The sequence below is a fragment of the Asticcacaulis sp. P2_C5 genome, from assembly GCF_056404555.1.
Genome location: NZ_JBFUDU010000020.1, coordinates 1 through 17137, shown reverse-complemented (window position 1 = coordinate 17137; position 17137 = coordinate 1). Strand labels below are relative to the sequence as shown.

Genomic DNA, 17137 nt, shown 5'->3' with positions numbered 1-17137 from the left:
ATTTACCCTGGCGTATTACTGTTGTCGGTAATTCCTCAGGGCGACGAACATGTCCATCAGCGGTGACTACGCTCACCCCGTCACGGTCAACGGCTTTACGTGCAAGAACTGTACGGATGTCGACTATGCCAAAAAACATATCGATCCGACCCACCCGAAGTCCGGGCCTTACGGCGTGAATGCCGACGCCGATCCCAGCGTGAAATTCGGTGGCAATCTCAGCCACCTGAACCAGGCCTCGGTAAGCCAGCGTGTCACACCCGCCGACGCCACCTCGCCCGGTCAGAGTTTGAACATCCGGGTGTAAGGTTTGGAACCGCAGATTTCGTCAATATGCCGAGTCCAAAGGTATAGCCTTTGGACCGCCATGACACAGATTTTTTCAGCGCACTTCGGGAAATTTTGACGCCCTCTGTTTGCTTGTTGCGCGCGAAGCGCATTTAAGTTTTGACGCGAACCGGCCTTTCAAAGTGAAATCGGAAAAATCTGCGTCAATCTGCGAAATCTGCGGTTAAAAAGCCTTCTATCGGCCGCAACATCCATTCGCATTAAGGCATATAAAAGCCGCGCCCCATGCAACTGAGGCGCGGCCAGGTTTATAGCGGTTGGTACACTTGACGGGTACGCTTCTTAAAAGGCCTTGTTGAACGAGATCATGCCTTGCTGGCCAGTCTGGTCATCGCCAAAATTGCCACTGTACTGTGCCCGCACCTTGAAACCGCCGATATTCGTGGAAACGCCTAAACCCACCAGCAGGCCCGGCGTGCCGACATCGCCCATATCGGTGGCGAAGGCATGGGCGGTGTTATTGAGCAGCTTGCCGCGCAGTTCGCCCTCATCACCGCTCAGCACGGCTTCGTAACCAACCAGGCCATTGATGGCCAGTGCGCCAACCGTGCCCGAGGTACGCAGTTCGACCGCGCCCGAGGTTGCCGATACCTTGCGGTCCTCGAAGGCGACAATCGCCACGTCACCCAGTTCGGAGAAGCCCGACATGGTCGCTGAATTATAAGACACGCGCGCCAGAGGCGTCATCGACCAGCCGCCCATCTCGCTGGTCCAGCCCGCTTGCAAGCCGCCTGACCACGACTGGCTGTCGACATGGCTGCGATGGCCGTCGAACCCCTGGACCAGCATGCCACGCTTGTAATCGCTGTACGAACCCAGGCCGAAGCCCGCCATGGCGGATACGGACAGCATGTCGCCATGCCAGGTAATGCCGGCGTCGAGGCTCATATCTGTCGGCGTTGCCTCGACCATAAAGGCCCTGGCGTCACCGGTCAGGGCCGTCACGGCGATACCGAAGCTGGTATTCCCGCCCATTGGCGCGACCGCACCGGCGCGGAAGCCGCCCAGGCTGAAGTCATAGGCTTTTTGGCTGGTCAGGGTCGCCGCAGTACCGATCTGGCCCTGCAGGGCGATATCCTTGTCACGCGAGCCTTGCGCGCCGACCACCTCGACGAAATACCCATGGCCGCCGGCCATACGACCAGCCAGGTCATTGGCATTGCTGCGACGCAGTTCATAGGACTGGTCGGCCAGCATGCCGACGCCTTCGGTCAGGGTCGGCGTGTAGAGATACTGGGCCGTCAGGCCGGCGACCAGCTTATGGCCCGTCGCGGTCGGGTGGACGCCGTCCCAGAACAGGTTGGCGTTACGCACATCCTGCGAACCTGTGACGCAGGCGGTCACGTTGATGCAGGCGCGCGTGACATCGGTCAGGCCAAATCGCGAGGGATTGGCGATAATGGTGTTGAAGGCCGAATAGATATCGACCTGGACGATATTGGTGTCGGCATGCGCCGTGGCTACCGTACCCAGGCCGGTGCTCAGGGCCGAATTAAAAATAGTCGTGGTCAGGCTGGTCAGGGCCGAGGCCGACGGATCGGCGGAGAACTGCGGCGTCTTGCCCAGGTCCGGCAGGTTCATGACGACGATGGTCTTGGCGCCCGCTGTGGCCAGCTGATTGACCTGGGTCGCCACATTGCCGGCCGCCGTGGTAGCCACGCCGCCCATGACGGTGCTGGCGGTCGAAGGGTTTGACGCGGCACCCGGAAGGGCCTGGAAGATGTTGTTGGCGCCGGCCCAGATGCTGGCCACGTCATTGGCGCCGAAGGTCCCGCCATGCCCCAGATAGGCGCCGATCTGCACCGGCGTGCCTGGGGGCGAAGCGACCGCCGTATCGGTCCGCGCACCACCGAAGGCGGCGTTGTAATTGCCCGTCGTGTACGAGGTCGCGGTGAAGAAGCCCTGCATCGTGCCCGACAGATATTCCGCCCATACCAGGTCGTTGGTGAAACGGTGATTGTAGGGCGCCGGCGGCGTCGTGCCACTGGTTGCGGTGTACAGGTTGCCGTTATCGGACAGACTGTCGCCGAAGCTGATCAGGCGTGAATAGGTTTGAGCCTGCGCGCCACTCGCCAAGACCAGCGGCAACAGCGCGGCACCGGCGACCAGCGCCAGAGAACGGAATTTTGTCATGATTTACCCTGCGGACTTGTGTTTTTTGTTTTCTGGCAGCCTGCACTGTTTGGGGCGGTCGCGGCGGCTATTATTGCAACGCAACAAGTCGTCGGTCGGCCTTGACGCGCAAGCCGTAGTTTTGGTGCGGCGCATAATCACCGCATCGCGGCTGAACCTAAAGAAATTGCCGCCAAAGGCAATATTTCCGCAGCGTCAAGGGTCAAGATAATTTCAGCACCTGTTACAAATCTGCCGCAAATACGCAAGCCGCCTCACGAATACACAGGACGTGAAGTAAAAGCTGCCCTAAGGTCATGATGCCCGAGGCCGATGACGCCCAAGGTCAATGATGCCCGAGGTCAATCACGGTCGGACGGCAGAACGGCCAGGATAAAGAAAAATTGTTCGATGCTGGCGATGACGTCACGGAACTTTTCCAGGTCGACCGGCTTGACGATATAGGCATTGGCGTGACGATCGTAGCTGCCATTGACGTCGGTTTCCGCCGCCGAACTGGACAGTATGATGACCGGTATATGGCGCAGCGCATCGTCGTTTTTGACAATGGCCAGCAATTCCGACCCGCTCATACCCGGCAGGTTTAGGTCCAGAAGGATGATGTCGGGCAGGCGTAACCCTTCGGCCTGGCTCGCGCGCAGCATGGCGAGCGCCTTTTCTGCTGTATCGGCCACCGTCAGCCGATTCTCGAACTGCGCCTCTTTGAAGGCGCGCGACGCCAGCAGGACGTCGCCGCGATTATCTTCGACCAGCATGATCTCGGCCGGCCGGCCTTCGCGTATCAACAGGTTGCCCATTTGTCTCTCCCGGGTCGCCTTTTTAGGGTCGCCTCCCAGCATCTCTCGAAATATGGATAGCGACAGTCGGACTTAAAAGTACAATCACGCAATCGCTACCCGCCCGGCTCAGGTTTTATTTATCCATTTTTGGCAATGTGAACAGGAAGGTGCTGCCGCGCCCGTGTTCCGATTCTGCCCAGATGCGGCCGCCGTGGTTCTCGACGATCTTGCGGCACACGGCCAGGCCCAGGCCCGTACCGCGGATGGCGTCCCAGGTATGCAGGCGGCGGAAGGGTTCGAAGACCTGGTCGACAAATCCCTGTTCAATCCCCAGGCCGTTATCCTTGACGGCGATCAGCCAGTTGTCGCCTTCGTCCGAGGCATGAATATGAATCTGCGGAACATTACCGCGCGCCTGGTATTTGATGGCATTGGCAATCAGGTTCTGAAACAGGCGCATTAATTGAACGGCATTTCCGCGCACGTGCGGTAGACTGATACACGATATCCGCGCGCCGCTCTCGCTGATCAACGCACTCAGATTGTCCTGGACATGCCCCAGTTCGGCGGCGAGGTCGACCTCGCCGAAGCGCAGCCCGTCACGCCCCAATCTGGCATAGTCGAGCAGATCCTGGACCATGTCGCGCATGCGCAGCGCGCTGTCGGCAATGATCTTGAGATATTCCCGCCCCTCGTCGTCCAGCTTGTCTTCATAGTCCTTGGCGATGATCTGGCTGAAATTCATCACCATGCGTAGCGGTTCCTGCATGTCATGCGACGCCACATAGGCGAAGCGCTCCAGTTCGGTGTTCGACTCGGTCAGCCGCAAGAGCAGGCGCTGCCGGCTTTCCTCGGCCTGCTTCATGCGCGTGACGTCGCGGAAAATGCCGGTATGGTGCCGCTTGCCGCCGACCTCGAACGGACTGATCGACAGGTCGGCCGGAAAAAACCCGCCGTCCTTGCGTCGCGCCTGAACCTCGCGTGATGCCGCCCCCGGCGCGACATAGGCGCGATGACGATCTTCGCCATCCGGAACCAGCATAGCGAGGGGCTGCCCCTCGACCTCAGCCGGGCCATAGCCGAAAATGACCTCGCAGGCGGTGTTGAAGCTCTCGATCCGCCCGGCTTCGTCCAGGGTGATGATCCCCTCCCCGACATTGTCGACCACCGACCCCAGCAGGACGCGGCCCTGCTCCTCGGTCTGGCGGTACAGCTCCTCCAGCTTGGTGTTAGCCGCTTCGAGCCGGGCGTTGGTCTGCGCCAGTTGCTGCGGACTGGGCAGTTTGAGCGCCTCGGGCAGCAGGAAGATCGTCGTGCCGAGCGTCGCCACCGAGGCAATGGCCGTCAACGCCTTGATAAAGCCCTCGAAATAGTAGTTGGGGTGCCACAAAACCCAGATACTGAAGATGTGGGTCGTTCCGCACAGCAGAATAAAGACGGCGAACAACAGGAAGACCAACTGGAACGGCAGGTCCCGGCGCTTGTGCACAAAGTACCACAGCCCAATCGGGATGCCAAAATAGGCAAAGGCGATGGTGGCATCGGACAGGACATGCAGCCAAAGAACGTCCGGCCGCCACAGGAAGCAGGTGCCGTGCGGCATAAAGGCCGACATGTCATGTTGCATGGTAGGGGCCATGGTGGTGGTCCTTTATGGTTCGGCGGTTCTCATAACACGGATGCAGATTCGCGTCCGGCGCGAAAGCAGATGCGCGGACCGCTCCCTGGACTGGATATAAACAGTCACCTCCGGGATTGCGCAAGGTAGCTCTTGCGAAGGCCGGCAAATTGGTGTCACTCTGCCCTGACCCGGATCAGGACGGGGCCAGGACGGGACTTCCAGCGGGCATGTCATGACTAAGCTTACCGAGCGTGCGCGGGCTGCGCAGGTTCTGCTCATTGAAGACAATCACGGCGACGCCGTCTTGACCCGCCGCGCCTTTCGCAGGGCTCGGATGCCCAGCGACATTACAGTCGCCGAGACGGGCGAGGCCGGGCTATCGATCCTGCGCCGTGAAGGCGAATATGCGGGAGCAGCCGTTCCCGACCTTATCCTGCTCGATCTCAACCTGCCCCACATGCACGGCCAGGATTTCCTCAGCGAGATCAAGGGTGACCCGCGGCTGAAGCGCATACCGGTTATCGTCCTCAGCAGTTCCAGCGCCGACGCCGATGTCACGGGCTGCTATGACCGCCATGCCAACGGCTATATCACCAAGCCGGTGACGACCGAGACCTATGACGACATCGTCAGCAAGATCGAGAACTACTGGTTCGGCCTGATGCAACTGCCACCGGATGCCGAACCCCAGCCGTTTCGCTGATCTCAAGTGCTAAGTTAAACGCTTAGATCAGTCCTCCACCGCCTGCGGCTAGGGTATGCACATATGTGCTTGGTTTGAGTGACCGAACGACCGAAGGCCCCCACCACCCCCCTTCGCCAAAGCTACGCTTCGCAATGTCTCGGGCGGTCCCCCGCCCCGCTCACGGGGCGGTATAAGTATTTGTTTTTCTTATACTCCCCCGTGAGCGGGGGAGGTGGCGCGGCGCTCGCGCATCTTCGGCGCGTAAGCCGTGACGGTGGGGGGCCTTAGCTACAGCGTAAACAGGCACTAAATTTCAGCGTCGCAAACTCAGACATCTCACGCGAAAATCTTATTGAGTTTATTTGCCTTTTTGAGATGTGTGAATCGCCTAGCCACCTGCGGGGGAGGTGCCGCCGAAGGCGGCGGAGGGGGGATTTGTTTTAAAACTAGACTTTTGTAGGCCGCCTTTTTGCAGGGCGACACGCGCCTATTGTCATAAACAGTCGGCGCAGATCGGAGACATCGCCCCCTCCGGCGCTTCGCGCCACCTCCCCCGCAAGCGGTGGAGGACTACCTCTTTTATGCCTATAAGCATGTTGTATAGGGGCGTCTTCCTCACATATTTTACCGTGCCTTGCGGAATGTCAGATTATAGCGCACCTCGCCGGTGACCGGATGTACGCCAGGCTTCAACGGCATCACGCCATGAAAGGCCAGGCGCGATGGTCCGCCCCACGCCACGACGTCACCGTGCACCAGGTCGATCTTCATCACAGGATCGGAACGCTTCAAGCCACCGAACTGAAATACCGCCGGCAAACCCAGTGAGACCGATACGATCGGCGCCGTCAGGTCGCCTTCGTCCAGATCCTGATGCAGGCCCATCCTGGCGCCAGGTTCATAACGATTGATCAGGCAGCCTTCCGGCACAAAACCCGAAAAGCCTGCCGCGGCCGCCGCCCGTTCCGCCAGGTCGAGAAACAAGACCGGCACCTGCGGCCAGGCCCGCCCGCTGACCGGGTCGTGCGTCGCGTAACGATAGCCGCCGCGATCGGTCACCCAACCCAGGCCGCAATTGGTCATGGCCGCCGACATCGACTGGCCACCCGGCGTAACCATATGGCGAAACGGCGCCTCGGCCGAAAGCACGCCGATCGCGGTTACCAGCTCGTCCGCCACCTCCAGCGCAAAACAGCGCAATACGTCCATGCCCTCGGACCAGGCTACGCCAAACAGGTCGCCCTGGGCTTCAGACCGCGTCATGAAAGATAATCCCCAATGTGTGTCTCTGCCCTGACCGCAGCCGGCTCACCCCATGGCGCATATTGACGCGGTAGCTGCCGCGTGTGCCCGCCACAGGGCGGTGATGCACGGCAAACACCACGGCATCGCCCTGGGTCAGGGGCACCACCTCGGCGCGTGACTGCATGCGTGGCCGCTGTTCGGTCAGGACGAATTCGCCACCCGTAAAATCCTCGCCGGGACGCGACAGCAATACCGCCACCTGCAGCGGAAAAACCAGATCTCCATACAGGTCCTGATGCAGGCAATTATAGTCGCCGGCGCCATAACGCAGCATCAGCGGCGTCGGCCGGACCTGCCCCGCCGAATGGCACTGCGCTAGATACTCATCGTGCTGCGTGGGATAGCGCGCCTCCAACCCCATGCGGTCGTTCCAGTCATTGGCGATCGCGGCCATGGGCGAATACAGACGCTCGCGCAACCGCCCCACCACGTCCGGCAGGGGATAGGCGAAATACTTGTATTCGCCCCGGCCGAAGCCGTGCCGCGCCATATGGATATGGCTGCGGAAGCGCCCTGCCCCGTCGTACAGCTCCGCAAGACCTGTGCAGGTCTGCGGCGACACCAGACCCGGCAGGACGGCGCAACCGTAATCGTCCAGTTCGGTTTTCACAGACATCCAGTTGCTACTCACCGCGCGCCCTCGGCGGTCAACAGGGCCTGCTTGCGCTCGACACCCCAGCGATAGCCCGACAGCGCACCATCGGTCCGGACGATGCGATGGCATGGAATGGCGACCGCCAGGGTATTGGCGGCACAGGCTCCGGCAACCGCGCGCACGGCGGCGGGACTGCCGATCGCCTCCGCAAGTTCGGCGTAGCTCAGGGTCTTTCCTGCCGGGATGGCGCGCAAAGCCTGCCAGACGCGCTGCTGGAAGGCCGTGCCGCGAATATCGAGTGGCAGGTCGAAGCCTGTCCCTGGCGCCTCGACAAAGCCCACGACGTGCGCCACCAGCGCATCGAACTGTGGGTCATCCCCAGTCAGCCGCGCCTTGGGGAAACGGTCCTGAAGCTCGCGCACCAGGGCGTCGGGGTCTTCACCCAGTGAAATGGCGCACACGCCCTTGTCGCTCTTCGCCACCAGGATGGCCCCCAGCCGGCATTGTCCGACGGCAAAGCGAATGTCGCTGTCGCTTCCGCCTTTCTGGAACTGCCGCGGCGTCATGCCCAATATGCCGTTGGAGGCTTCGTAGAACCGTCCGTTCGAGCCGTAACCGGCGTCATACAGAGCCGCCGTCACGCTCTCGCCAGCGTCCAGGCCTTCGCGCACCTTGCGGGCTCGCTGGGCGCTGGCATAGGCTTTGGGTGTGACGCCAGTGGCGGCCTTGAACTGGCGATGAAAATGATAGGGACTGAGGCCGGCGCGCTGCGCCAGTTGCGCCAGGGATGGCTCAGTCTCGGCGGCTTCGATCCAGCGGCAGATATCGCCGATCACCCCGGCCATCTTGGCTTTCGGCGACTCTCCGCGCGGATTGCAGCGCTTGCACGGCCGGAAGCCGGCGGCTTCGGCGGCGTCGCACGTCGTATGGAAAGCGACATTTTCCTGGCGCGGCGTGCGGGCAGCACAGGACGGGCGGCAATAGACGCCGGTCGTCGCGACGGAGTACCAGAAGCGGCCGTCTTCGGCGGCGTCACGGGCGACCAGGGCATCCCAGCGCGGATCGGTCGAGGTTTGGGGGGTACGAGTCATCAGGGCATTGAGCATAACGGCATTCCTTATGTAGGGCATCACGATATCCACACAATAGTCGCCCTGCCGACGCCTTGCGCTCCGCCCCTTGCTGTTGAATTCGAACTTTTCAGCCCAGGCGGTGTTCACGCCGAACGAAACGCCATGACCCAGTTAACTTCCCACGTCGTCCCACCGTCCTTCGAGAAAGCCTGTTCCCAGCGCGGCCCCTGGCCGTCGTCCTTGAGCCACACGAAGCGCACCTTGATGGCAACGCCGTGCCAGGTATCATCGGCAACAAATTCTCCGCGATTGCCGTCAAACCGGCCGACGACAGGAGGCCCGATTTCGCCCGGCATGCGTTGATCCAGCCACCATATGCGCCACATCTTTTCCATGGCATCGAAGCATCGCAGGGCGGCGGCGCGGTACGTGCCTTGTGGATCATGAAGGACATTGTCTTCGATATTGCCCCCGCCGCCGAGGATGGGCGTCGTCGTGCTGGTACCTGTGAACTCGGCCCAATCATCGGCGCCGGCCAGCCGGGTTCCCAGCTTGCGGTGATGCACGGTCCAGGCACGGCACAGGAAATCGAAATCGTCGGCGGCGCTCACAGGCAACTCCATCGAAGCGATAAATCGATGCCAGGCACGCCTACCCATCGACAATGGCGACGGTGTACATCCGGATAGATGTCATAGGATGTCAGCTATTATTCCAATTGTAAGAGGCCAGGCGTTTTTCGACCCAAAGCGCAATGGATCGTCCATCAGCGATATGGCGCATGACCGTAATATTTGGGCCGGGAATCGATGCGGATATGCAGCCAGGAGACCCCAAGCCCGGATGTGCTTATCCAACAGGTTCGCCCGCGCGCCAGCCACGCACCTGCGGTTTGCCCGACATGATGCCAGAGCGTTCTTATCTGGTGTGGCGCCGCGGTCCGCAGGAATGCCGCCAAATGGCCATGCCTGGCACCATCCCCCATGTCGCAGGGCACGATCAGGCTCGCGTCACCACCCAGATTTTCAAAGGCAATAACACCGGGCGCATCCGGCGCGGCCTCAAATTGCGCTGAGAACGGCCGCGGATCGCTGTGCTGCCTCGCCAGCGATGCTGCCGGCATAAGGATACATTCGAAGGGCAGGTCGACCGTTTCCGGCGAAAGTGACGGAGTCTCCCAGAAAAACGCCTCTAGCGAACTATCGGCCAGCGTCTTGGAAAAACAGGCGCAAAACGAGTCGTCCGATACCCAGAGAGCCAATACCTCGCCTCTGGACAGAACCCGCCCGTCCCCGCCATGATCTTCGAAATACAGGCGAGTTACGTCGGAGCCCACCTGATCCGTCCTGGCAAGATAGCAATTCGTCATATGCCGTTCATACCCTCTTCCCCTGAACCGTGGCGGGTGCCGCAGGACTTTCAACCCTAATCCGATATATCTGCAAGCTGGCGCCCGATGACAAGCCTTTCCATTCCCGGGGTTCAGCGACTGGAGGGTTCTAAAAACCCGCTGCGGTGAGGCAGGTGCCAGGAGCGGATACCGAGAAAGCGGAGTGTACTTAAGTACATGAGCATTTCGAGGAGGACCCGCGACGCCGCAGGCGCCCGCCGCAGTAGGGTTTTAGAACCCTCCAACTATCGAATCGGCTCATAGTTCCATATGGATTTTTTGCGGCGCGACAGGGCGTTTGTGACGGTATTCTCAGAACTGTGGCGTCAATTGGCGCTGCGCGGGACAAAGGCGGGCGTATACGTGACGAACAGGCAGAGACAGGCGCTGGCCCGCACCCTGGTCGCAGGTTGTTTTGCCGCCTTTGCCGCCACGGCCCAGGAAACTTCGCCACCCGTCGTGAGTCCGCCAACAACACCGCCACCCGATATCATCTCCGACGATGATTTCACCAAGGCCTTGCCGCCACTGGACGCAACCGAAGCGCCGCCGCCCAAACTAACGACAGAAGCCCCAACCGAGCCGGTGCCCGAACCACCTCCGCCGCCAATCGACAACGCCGTTGTCGTCAGCGAAACCCCGGCGACCGCGCCCGACGCCCTGCCTGCCGTTACTGTCGAGGACAAGGAACTCGACGCCCCCCTACCCGCCCTGTCGGGTTACGATGTCCAGCCCCTCCAAACCACCAGCACACCGGACAGGGACCTGCCGCAGATTGCCTACACGACCGACGTCGATGGGCTCAGCCAGGTCGGCCTGTCCAACCGGTTCAAGGCCCTGAGCGCGCTCCAGAACAACAAGGGCCGCGCGGTCAATACCGCCATGATCCGCGCCCGGGCCAATGACGATGAAGCCCTGGTTCTGCGCCTGCTCAAGTCCGAGGGCTATTTCGACGGAACAGTGACCACGACGGTGGCTCCCGTGCCCGATGCGCCCGATCGCGCTGCAGTCCAGATGACGGTCGATCCCGGCCCGCAATATCATTTCGAGCAGATCAGCATTGCCGCCGACCCGACCCAGCCACCTGATCTGATCCGCAACGCCCTGCCGCTGCAACAGAATGATCCGATTGTCGCCGACACAGTGCTGTCCGCCGAGGCCAATGTCAGCGTAGTCATGAAGCAGACCGGCTATCCCTTCGCCACGGTCGGTCAGCGCGACATTCTACTCGACGAAGCCATGCACAGCGGCGACTACACGCTGAAGGTCGATCCCGGTGTGCGGGCGCGCTTCGGCGGCTTCCGCAGCGACGGTGAAATTGTCTTCAAACCCGACCACGTCGCCGTCCTGACACGCTTTGAACGCGGCGACCTGTACGACAACCGCAGGGTTGACGACCTGCGCGAAGCCCTGGTCGCGACAGGCCTGTTCCGCAGCGTCGGCGTCGAGCCCATCGCCACCGAAGAAAAAGCTGACGACGGCACCACCTATGTCGATCTGGTCGTCCACCAGGCCAAGGGCCCCAGCCATACCCTGGCTGCCGATATCGGCTACAGCACCGGCGAAGGCTTTACCGCCAGCGCCAGCTGGCAGGACCGCAACCGCTTTCCGCCCGAAGGCGCACTGATCGTCACTGGCGCGCTGGGCACCCAGGAGCAGAGCCTGTCGACAACCTTTCGTCGTTCCAACGCCAGGAAACGCGACCGCACGACACAACTGGCGCTCAGTGCCGGCCACAATGTCTATGACGCCTATGACGCCAATACGGTCAGCCTGTCGGCGTCGCGCTCGCGTGTCTCGACGCCGCTGTGGCAGAAGGTGTGGACCTGGTCCTACGGCGCCGAAATTCTGGCCACGCAGGAAATATCGACAGACCTGACGACAACGACAGGCAGCAATATCCGCGCCGTCTATTACCTGGCCGACACGCCGATCCGCATCGGCTACGACCGCACCGACGACCTGCTCAATCCCGCCAAGGGCTTCCGCCTGGTCGTGCAGACCGTGCCCGAACTCAGCCTGGGCGGCGCCGGTTCCGCCAATATCAAGACCATCTTCGACGCCAGCTATTACCGTTCGTTCAATGCCAGGACCGTTGTCGCCACGCGCCTGCGCATCGGCACCCAGATCGGCGCCAAGCTCGAAGATATCGCTCCGTCACGCCGCCTCTATGCCGGCGGCGGCGGCTCGGTGCGCGGTTTTGCTTTCCAGGGTCTGGGGCCTCTGGACACCAATGGCGATCCGACCGGCGGGCTCAGCGTCTTCGAAGCCTCAGCCGAACTGCGCTATCGTTTCGGTGATTTCGGAATCGTGCCGTTCATCGATATCGGCCAGGCCTATGGCACGACCACGCCATCGTTCAGCGACCTGAGAGTCGGTGTCGGCGTCGGGGCGCGGCTGTACACCAATTTCGGACCTATCCGCATCGACATCGCCACCCCGCTCAGCCGCCGCGATAACGAACCGGTCGTCGCGCTGTATGTCGGCATCGGCCAGGCGTTCTGACAGTGGAAGAACCGGCGCCCCCAAAAAACGAAAAAAGGCTCGATCCTGAAAAGCCGAAGCCCAAGCTGCACTGGGATCGTCTTCGCGAGGGCGCCGTACAGCACAGCACGCTTGCCGCCACCCACGTTCGGACGGCGTGGCGCGGCATCGACTGGCGCGAAGTCTCGTGGCCCATGGTGGCGCGCAATATCGGCATCATCCTGGCCATCGTCCTGGTGCTGATCGGTATCGCCCTGGCCGCGCTCAACACGCCGCCCGGCCGCCGCCTGCTGGTCCAATACGCCACCGGCATCAAGCTCAATTCCGGCCTGAAGTTCGAGATCGGCCGCATCGAAGGCTCGCTGTACGGCAATATGACCCTCTATGACGTCAAGGTCCGCGATCCCAAGGGTGTTTTCGTCACCAGCCCCATCCTCCATCTCAACTGGCGACCGTTCGGCGCGCTCAACAAACATATCGATATCCGCGACTTTTCCAGCCCGCGCATCGACGTCCTGCGCCGGCCGGAGCTCAACCCTTCCGAAAATCCGGAAAAGGACAACGGTCCCCTTCTGCCCGACCTGCGCATCGATCTTGGCCGGCTGAAGGTCGACGCGATCAACCTGGCCGCCCCCGTTACCGGCGAAGCCCGCACGGTAAGCCTGTCCGGCGCAGCTCACATCCTGCACCGTCGCGCCATGATCCAGGCCGATGCACGCAGCGACCGCGGCGACCTGGTCAATGTCCTCCTCGACGCCGTCCCCGACGCCAACAGGCTTGATATCGAAGCCCGGCTCAGTGCGCCGTCTGAAGGTCTCATCGACGACCTGCTGCATCTCGACGGTCCGGTGACCGCCTTTGTCGGCGGCAAGGGCGAATGGAAACTGTGGCGTGGCAAGGCAACCGCCGCCCTGGCCGAAAAGCCGTTGTTCGACCTGGCCCTCACCGCCCAGAACGGCACCTTCACGGTCCACGGCCCCACCTATCCAGGGGCAATCCTGACCGGAGAGAGCGCGTCCCTGCTGCGCCCGTCGGTCATGCTCGACCTGACTGCTAAGGGCAAGAACAGGCGCTATGATGCCGATCTGAAGCTCGCTTCCGACGCCCTGGCCGCCACCGCCAAGGGCGTCGTCGACCTGGCCGGCAACCGGTTCGACGGTGTCGAAGCCCATGTCCGCCTGCTCCATCCCGAAGCCTTGGGCGCCGACTATTCCGGCGACGATCTTTATGCCGATCTGCGCGTCGACGGCGCTTTCGACCAGCCGCGCATTGATTACGACCTCAAGGCCACGCGCTTTGGCTTAGGGGCCATTCGTGTCGCCGGCCTGCAGGCCGATGGCCGCAGCCACCTCGACAACGGGGTCATGACCATCCCGATCAAGGCGCAGGCTGTGGCCCTGTCGGGAATCGACAGCCATGTCGACCCTCTGCTGACCCATGTCAGACTGGACGGCGACCTGAAGATCGACAATGGCAAGCTCGCCTCCGACAATATCCGCCTGACCAGCGACCGCGCAAAAGCCAGCGGCTCGCTGCGCGGCGATACCGCAACCGGTGCCTACACCATCGACGCCAAGGCCAGCGTCCGGAAATATCTGGTCGCCGAAGTCGGCACGGTCAACGCCGACACCACGGCACGGGTCGCCATTACTTCCAAAGGCGTTGCCGTTACCGGCACGGCCAATGCCGAAACCCTGACCTGGGCCAATACCGCTATCCGCGATGCCATGGGCGGCAATGCCAGGGTGACCGGCGCCTATGCCTATGCGCCCAACGGCACCTTTTCGATAATCCGGGCCAGTGGCAAGGCGCCGCTGTTCACCCTGGCCTCGGCCCAGGGCAGCATCACCACCAAGGGCGCCATTGCCCTGAAGGCAGCCGGCACTTCGACCACCTATGGCCCGCTCGACCTCGTGGCGTCCGGGACGATCGACCAGCCCCAAGCTATTCTTCATGCCGCCAGCCCGGGTTTCGGCGTCCATATGCGCGACGTCACGGCCCACATTACCGGCAATGACAATGCCTATGCCATCATCGGCGACGGCAACAGCGACTACGGCCCATTTTCCGCCGATACCGTGGTGACGACCGGCACGCCGCTGACCGTCGATATCCATACCGCGACCTTTGCCGGCGTCACCACGTCGGGCCTGCTGACCCAGACCCAGGGCGGGCCGTTTGCCGGCACGTTAGCGATCGGCGGCTCGGGCCTTAACGGCACGGCGCAGCTGAGCAATGTCGGCGGCGGCCAGGGCGCGATCATCAATGCCACGGGCAGCGGTGTGACGGTTCCCGGTGATATGAAGATTCGCATCGGCCGCGCCATCCTGACCGCCAATGCCGTGCTGCGTGACCAGATCGAGCTGACCGGCGATGTCCAGATGGCCGACGTCACCTGGCAGGACTTCGCGCTGGCGACTGGCCGCGCCAAGATTCAGCTCAAGGGGCAGCGCGGTACGATCCAGGCCGTGGCCAATGGCAGCAAGGGCGTGCCCTTTACCGTGGCCATCAATGCCGATATCGCGCCGCAACTCTACACAGTCGCCGCCCAGGGCAAGGCCAACGGTATCCCCTTCACGCTCGATCATCCGGCGCGCATTACCGCATCTGGCAAGGACTGGGTGCTGCAACCGACGACCATTGTGATGGACCAGGGCCGGATCGATCTGGCCGGACGGCTGGGTGAGCAGATGAAGGTCCAGGCCCACCTGCGCGACCTCGACCTGTCGATTGCCAACCTGTTCCGCAAGGATCTGGGCATTACCGGCAAGGCGGATGGTTCGGTCGAGTTCGCCCAGAACCATGGCGGATTCCCGACGGCGCGGCTCAATCTGAAGATCGACGACTTCTCACGCGCTTCGGCTTCGGTCGTCTCGGCGCCGGTCGACATGACGGTTGACGGCCAGTTGAACCCCAACCTGTCGGCGTCGGGCAACTATGTCCACGCCATTGTCCGCGAAGGCGGCGCTGTGATCGGCCGCGTCCAGGTCGACCTGACGCCGACCGGCGGCAGCGACTGGATGGCGGGCCTGATGAATGCCGGCCTGTCGGGCGGCGTACGCTACAACGGCCCGGCCGCTGTGCCCTTCTCGCTGACCGGCCTGGCGCGGCAAAACCTGAGCGGCGCCGTCGCCTTGGCGGCCGACTTCTCCGGCCAGTTAAAGGCGCCACAGTTGAACGGCGTCATCAAGGCAACGTCCCTGACCTATGACAATGAAACCTTCGGCACGCGCATCTCGTCGCTAGCCGTCGATGGCCTGTTCACCAACGATCGGCTGGAGCTCAAGAGCTTTTCAGGCCGGGCCGGCGACGGCACGGTCAAGGGTTCGGGCTGGCTCAGCCTGGCCGCCGCCCAGCACTTCCCCATGGCCGTCCATATCGATTTGGCCAATGCCCGGCTGGCGCGCAGTGACTCGATCAATTCGACCGTCTCGGGCACGCTCGACGTCACCAACGACACCACCCAGGGCGCGCTGATCAAGGGCGACCTGCGCCTGCCGCAACTGAAATACGAGGTCGTCAAGCAGGGCGCCGCCCAGGTCAATGTGCTCGATGGCGTACGCAAGAAGGGCGACAGCGACCGCCCGGCTGTGATTGACGATTCAATTCCTGCTTCGTGGAAGCTTGACATACGTGCTCGCGCCGACCGGCAGATCTTCGTCTCCGGCATGGGGCTGGAATCGGAATGGGAGATGGACCTCAACGTCATCGGCACCACGCTGGACCCGCGCGTCATCGGCGACATGAAGGTGGTCCGCGGCAACTACACCTTTGCCGGCAAGGCCTTCATCATCGACCAGGGCACTATCACCTTCGACGGTGGGCCGCTGGCCGATCCGCAGATCAGCATCCAGGCCAGCGGTGACATGCAGGACGTCAAGGGGATCATCAAGGTCACCGGATCGGCCCAGCGCCCGAACATCGCCTTCAGTTCGACGCCGGCCCTGCCCCAGGACGAGGTCCTGTCGCGCATGCTGTTCGGTGAAAGCGTCACCAACCTGTCGGCCACAGAAGCCCTGCAACTGGCCTCGGCGGTCAACGGGCTGAACGGTGGAACAGACTTCCTCAATCCGCTCGGCGCCCTGCGGTCGGTGACCGGGATCGACCGCCTGCGCCTGGTCGGCGCCGACGCCTCGACCGGACGCGGCACGTCGCTGGCGGCAGGCAAGTACCTGACCAGCAATGTCTATGTCGAGATCGTCACCGACACCAAGGGCTTTACGGCGACCCAACTGGAGGTCGCCCTGTCGCGCGCCCTGTCGGTGCTGTCGCAAGTCGGCAACCAGGGCACCGCGGTCAGTTTGCGATATTCGAAGGATTATTGAGCGACCACTCATCTTATACATTCCTGAATTTCGAAGAAATTTGGGGAGGGGGACCGCACGAGCGCCAGCACAGGTGGTACGTTTGCATGAACGGCGCGAGATGTGGTGGTGGGGTTTCTTGCTTCCTTTGCTTGCCACGGACTAAGTAAAGTAATACCAACGGCGTTAAACTCTGACCTGTGCATATTCCCTTGTTCCGATTGATCGAATGCGTTCTGGCTGTTCCATGAGAGCCTTCCATGCGTTGCAACAAGCTTCGACAATGGCTTCGTAATTTTCATAGACCCGATTGGCGAGATAGTTCTGTCGTAGATACTGCCAGACATTTTCCTGAGGATTTAGCTCTGGCGAATAGGGTGGCAATTTCATCAGGGTGATATTTTCGGGCACGATAAGTTT

At 61.9% G+C, this 17137-nt stretch carries 13 protein-coding genes; 4 read left to right on the top strand and 9 right to left on the bottom strand.

Annotated elements, in window-relative coordinates; translation table 11 throughout:
• Positions 1 to 49: 49 nt before the first annotated feature.
• A complete protein-coding gene (locus tag AC1DXO_RS24665; RefSeq protein ID WP_476980869.1) occupies positions 50 to 307 on the top strand; it encodes a hypothetical protein in 258 nt (85 codons plus the stop codon).
• Positions 308 to 630: 323 nt separating this feature from the next.
• Here the strand turns inward: AC1DXO_RS24665 and AC1DXO_RS24660 are convergent, their stop codons facing one another.
• From AC1DXO_RS24660 to AC1DXO_RS24650, 3 genes are all read right to left on the bottom strand, one after another.
• A complete protein-coding gene (locus AC1DXO_RS24660) occupies positions 631 to 2481 on the bottom strand; it encodes an autotransporter domain-containing protein (protein ID WP_476980868.1) in 1851 nt (616 codons plus the stop codon).
• A gap of 341 nt (positions 2482 to 2822) precedes the next feature.
• Positions 2823 to 3278, bottom strand: a complete 456-nt coding sequence (locus tag AC1DXO_RS24655) for a response regulator (protein WP_476980867.1) — start codon at positions 3276 to 3278, stop codon at positions 2823 to 2825.
• Positions 3279 to 3393: 115 nt separating this feature from the next.
• Positions 3394 to 4899, bottom strand: coding sequence for a sensor histidine kinase (locus AC1DXO_RS24650; RefSeq protein WP_476980866.1), 1506 nt, complete (start codon positions 4897 to 4899; stop codon positions 3394 to 3396).
• Positions 4900 to 5113: 214 nt separating this feature from the next.
• Here AC1DXO_RS24650 and AC1DXO_RS24645 point away from each other — a divergent pair, with 214 nt between their 5' ends.
• Positions 5114 to 5584, top strand: a complete 471-nt coding sequence (locus AC1DXO_RS24645; protein WP_476980865.1) for a response regulator — start codon at positions 5114 to 5116, stop codon at positions 5582 to 5584.
• A 606-nt stretch (positions 5585 to 6190) separates the two neighbouring features.
• On the opposite strand, the gene alkB is transcribed toward AC1DXO_RS24645, so the two are convergent.
• The 5 genes from alkB to AC1DXO_RS24620 form a co-directional block, all read right to left on the bottom strand.
• On the bottom strand, positions 6191 to 6829 hold the full coding sequence (gene alkB, locus AC1DXO_RS24640; RefSeq protein ID WP_476980864.1) for a DNA oxidative demethylase AlkB: 639 nt from the start codon (positions 6827 to 6829) through the stop codon (positions 6191 to 6193).
• Positions 6816 to 7487 carry a 2OG-Fe(II) oxygenase gene (locus tag AC1DXO_RS24635; RefSeq protein WP_476980863.1) on the bottom strand — a complete coding sequence of 224 codons (672 nt, stop codon included), beginning with the start codon at positions 7485 to 7487 and terminating at the stop codon, positions 6816 to 6818. Before AC1DXO_RS24635 ends, alkB begins: the two co-directional genes overlap by 14 nt.
• Before the next feature lie 11 nt (positions 7488 to 7498).
• On the bottom strand, positions 7499 to 8596 hold the full coding sequence (ada, locus tag AC1DXO_RS24630) for a bifunctional DNA-binding transcriptional regulator/O6-methylguanine-DNA methyltransferase Ada (protein ID WP_476980862.1): 1098 nt from the start codon (positions 8594 to 8596) through the stop codon (positions 7499 to 7501).
• 86 nt (positions 8597 to 8682) lie between these two features.
• On the bottom strand, positions 8683 to 9150 hold the full coding sequence (locus AC1DXO_RS24625; protein WP_476980861.1) for a DUF1579 domain-containing protein: 468 nt from the start codon (positions 9148 to 9150) through the stop codon (positions 8683 to 8685).
• Between the two features lie 155 nt (positions 9151 to 9305).
• Complete coding sequence (locus tag AC1DXO_RS24620) at positions 9306 to 9908, bottom strand: DUF6940 family protein (protein ID WP_476980860.1); 603 nt, start codon at positions 9906 to 9908, stop codon at positions 9306 to 9308.
• Positions 9909 to 10292: 384 nt separating this feature from the next.
• Between AC1DXO_RS24620 and AC1DXO_RS24615 the strand changes: the two genes are divergently transcribed.
• The gene (locus AC1DXO_RS24615) at positions 10293 to 12434 is read left to right on the top strand and encodes an autotransporter assembly complex protein TamA (protein WP_476980859.1); all 2142 of its coding nucleotides are present in this window, start codon (positions 10293 to 10295) and stop codon (positions 12432 to 12434) included.
• 2 nt (positions 12435 to 12436) lie between these two features.
• Entirely contained in the window at positions 12437 to 16738 is a 4302-nt protein-coding gene (locus tag AC1DXO_RS24610) for a translocation/assembly module TamB domain-containing protein (protein ID WP_476980858.1), read from the top strand.
• 165 nt (positions 16739 to 16903) lie between these two features.
• Here the strand turns inward: AC1DXO_RS24610 and AC1DXO_RS24605 are convergent.
• Positions 16904 to 17137, bottom strand: a 234-nt coding sequence (locus tag AC1DXO_RS24605) for a transposase (protein WP_476977627.1), incomplete at its 5' end; no start/stop codon positions are given.

Coding starts and splice junctions, on each gene's coding strand:
- ada (WP_476980862.1), bottom strand. CDS start 8,596: ATGCCCTACATAAGGAATGCCGTTATGCTCAATGCCCTGATGACTCGT.
- AC1DXO_RS24620 (WP_476980860.1), bottom strand. CDS start 9,908: ATGACGAATTGCTATCTTGCCAGGACGGATCAGGTGGGCTCCGACGTA.
- AC1DXO_RS24645 (WP_476980865.1), top strand. CDS start 5,114: ATGACTAAGCTTACCGAGCGTGCGCGGGCTGCGCAGGTTCTGCTCATT.
- AC1DXO_RS24660 (WP_476980868.1), bottom strand. CDS start 2,481: ATGACAAAATTCCGTTCTCTGGCGCTGGTCGCCGGTGCCGCGCTGTTG.
- AC1DXO_RS24655 (WP_476980867.1), bottom strand. CDS start 3,278: ATGGGCAACCTGTTGATACGCGAAGGCCGGCCGGCCGAGATCATGCTG.
- AC1DXO_RS24665 (WP_476980869.1), top strand. CDS start 50: ATGTCCATCAGCGGTGACTACGCTCACCCCGTCACGGTCAACGGCTTT.
- alkB (WP_476980864.1), bottom strand. CDS start 6,829: ATGACGCGGTCTGAAGCCCAGGGCGACCTGTTTGGCGTAGCCTGGTCC.
- AC1DXO_RS24635 (WP_476980863.1), bottom strand. CDS start 7,487: ATGTCTGTGAAAACCGAACTGGACGATTACGGTTGCGCCGTCCTGCCG.
- AC1DXO_RS24650 (WP_476980866.1), bottom strand. CDS start 4,899: ATGGCCCCTACCATGCAACATGACATGTCGGCCTTTATGCCGCACGGC.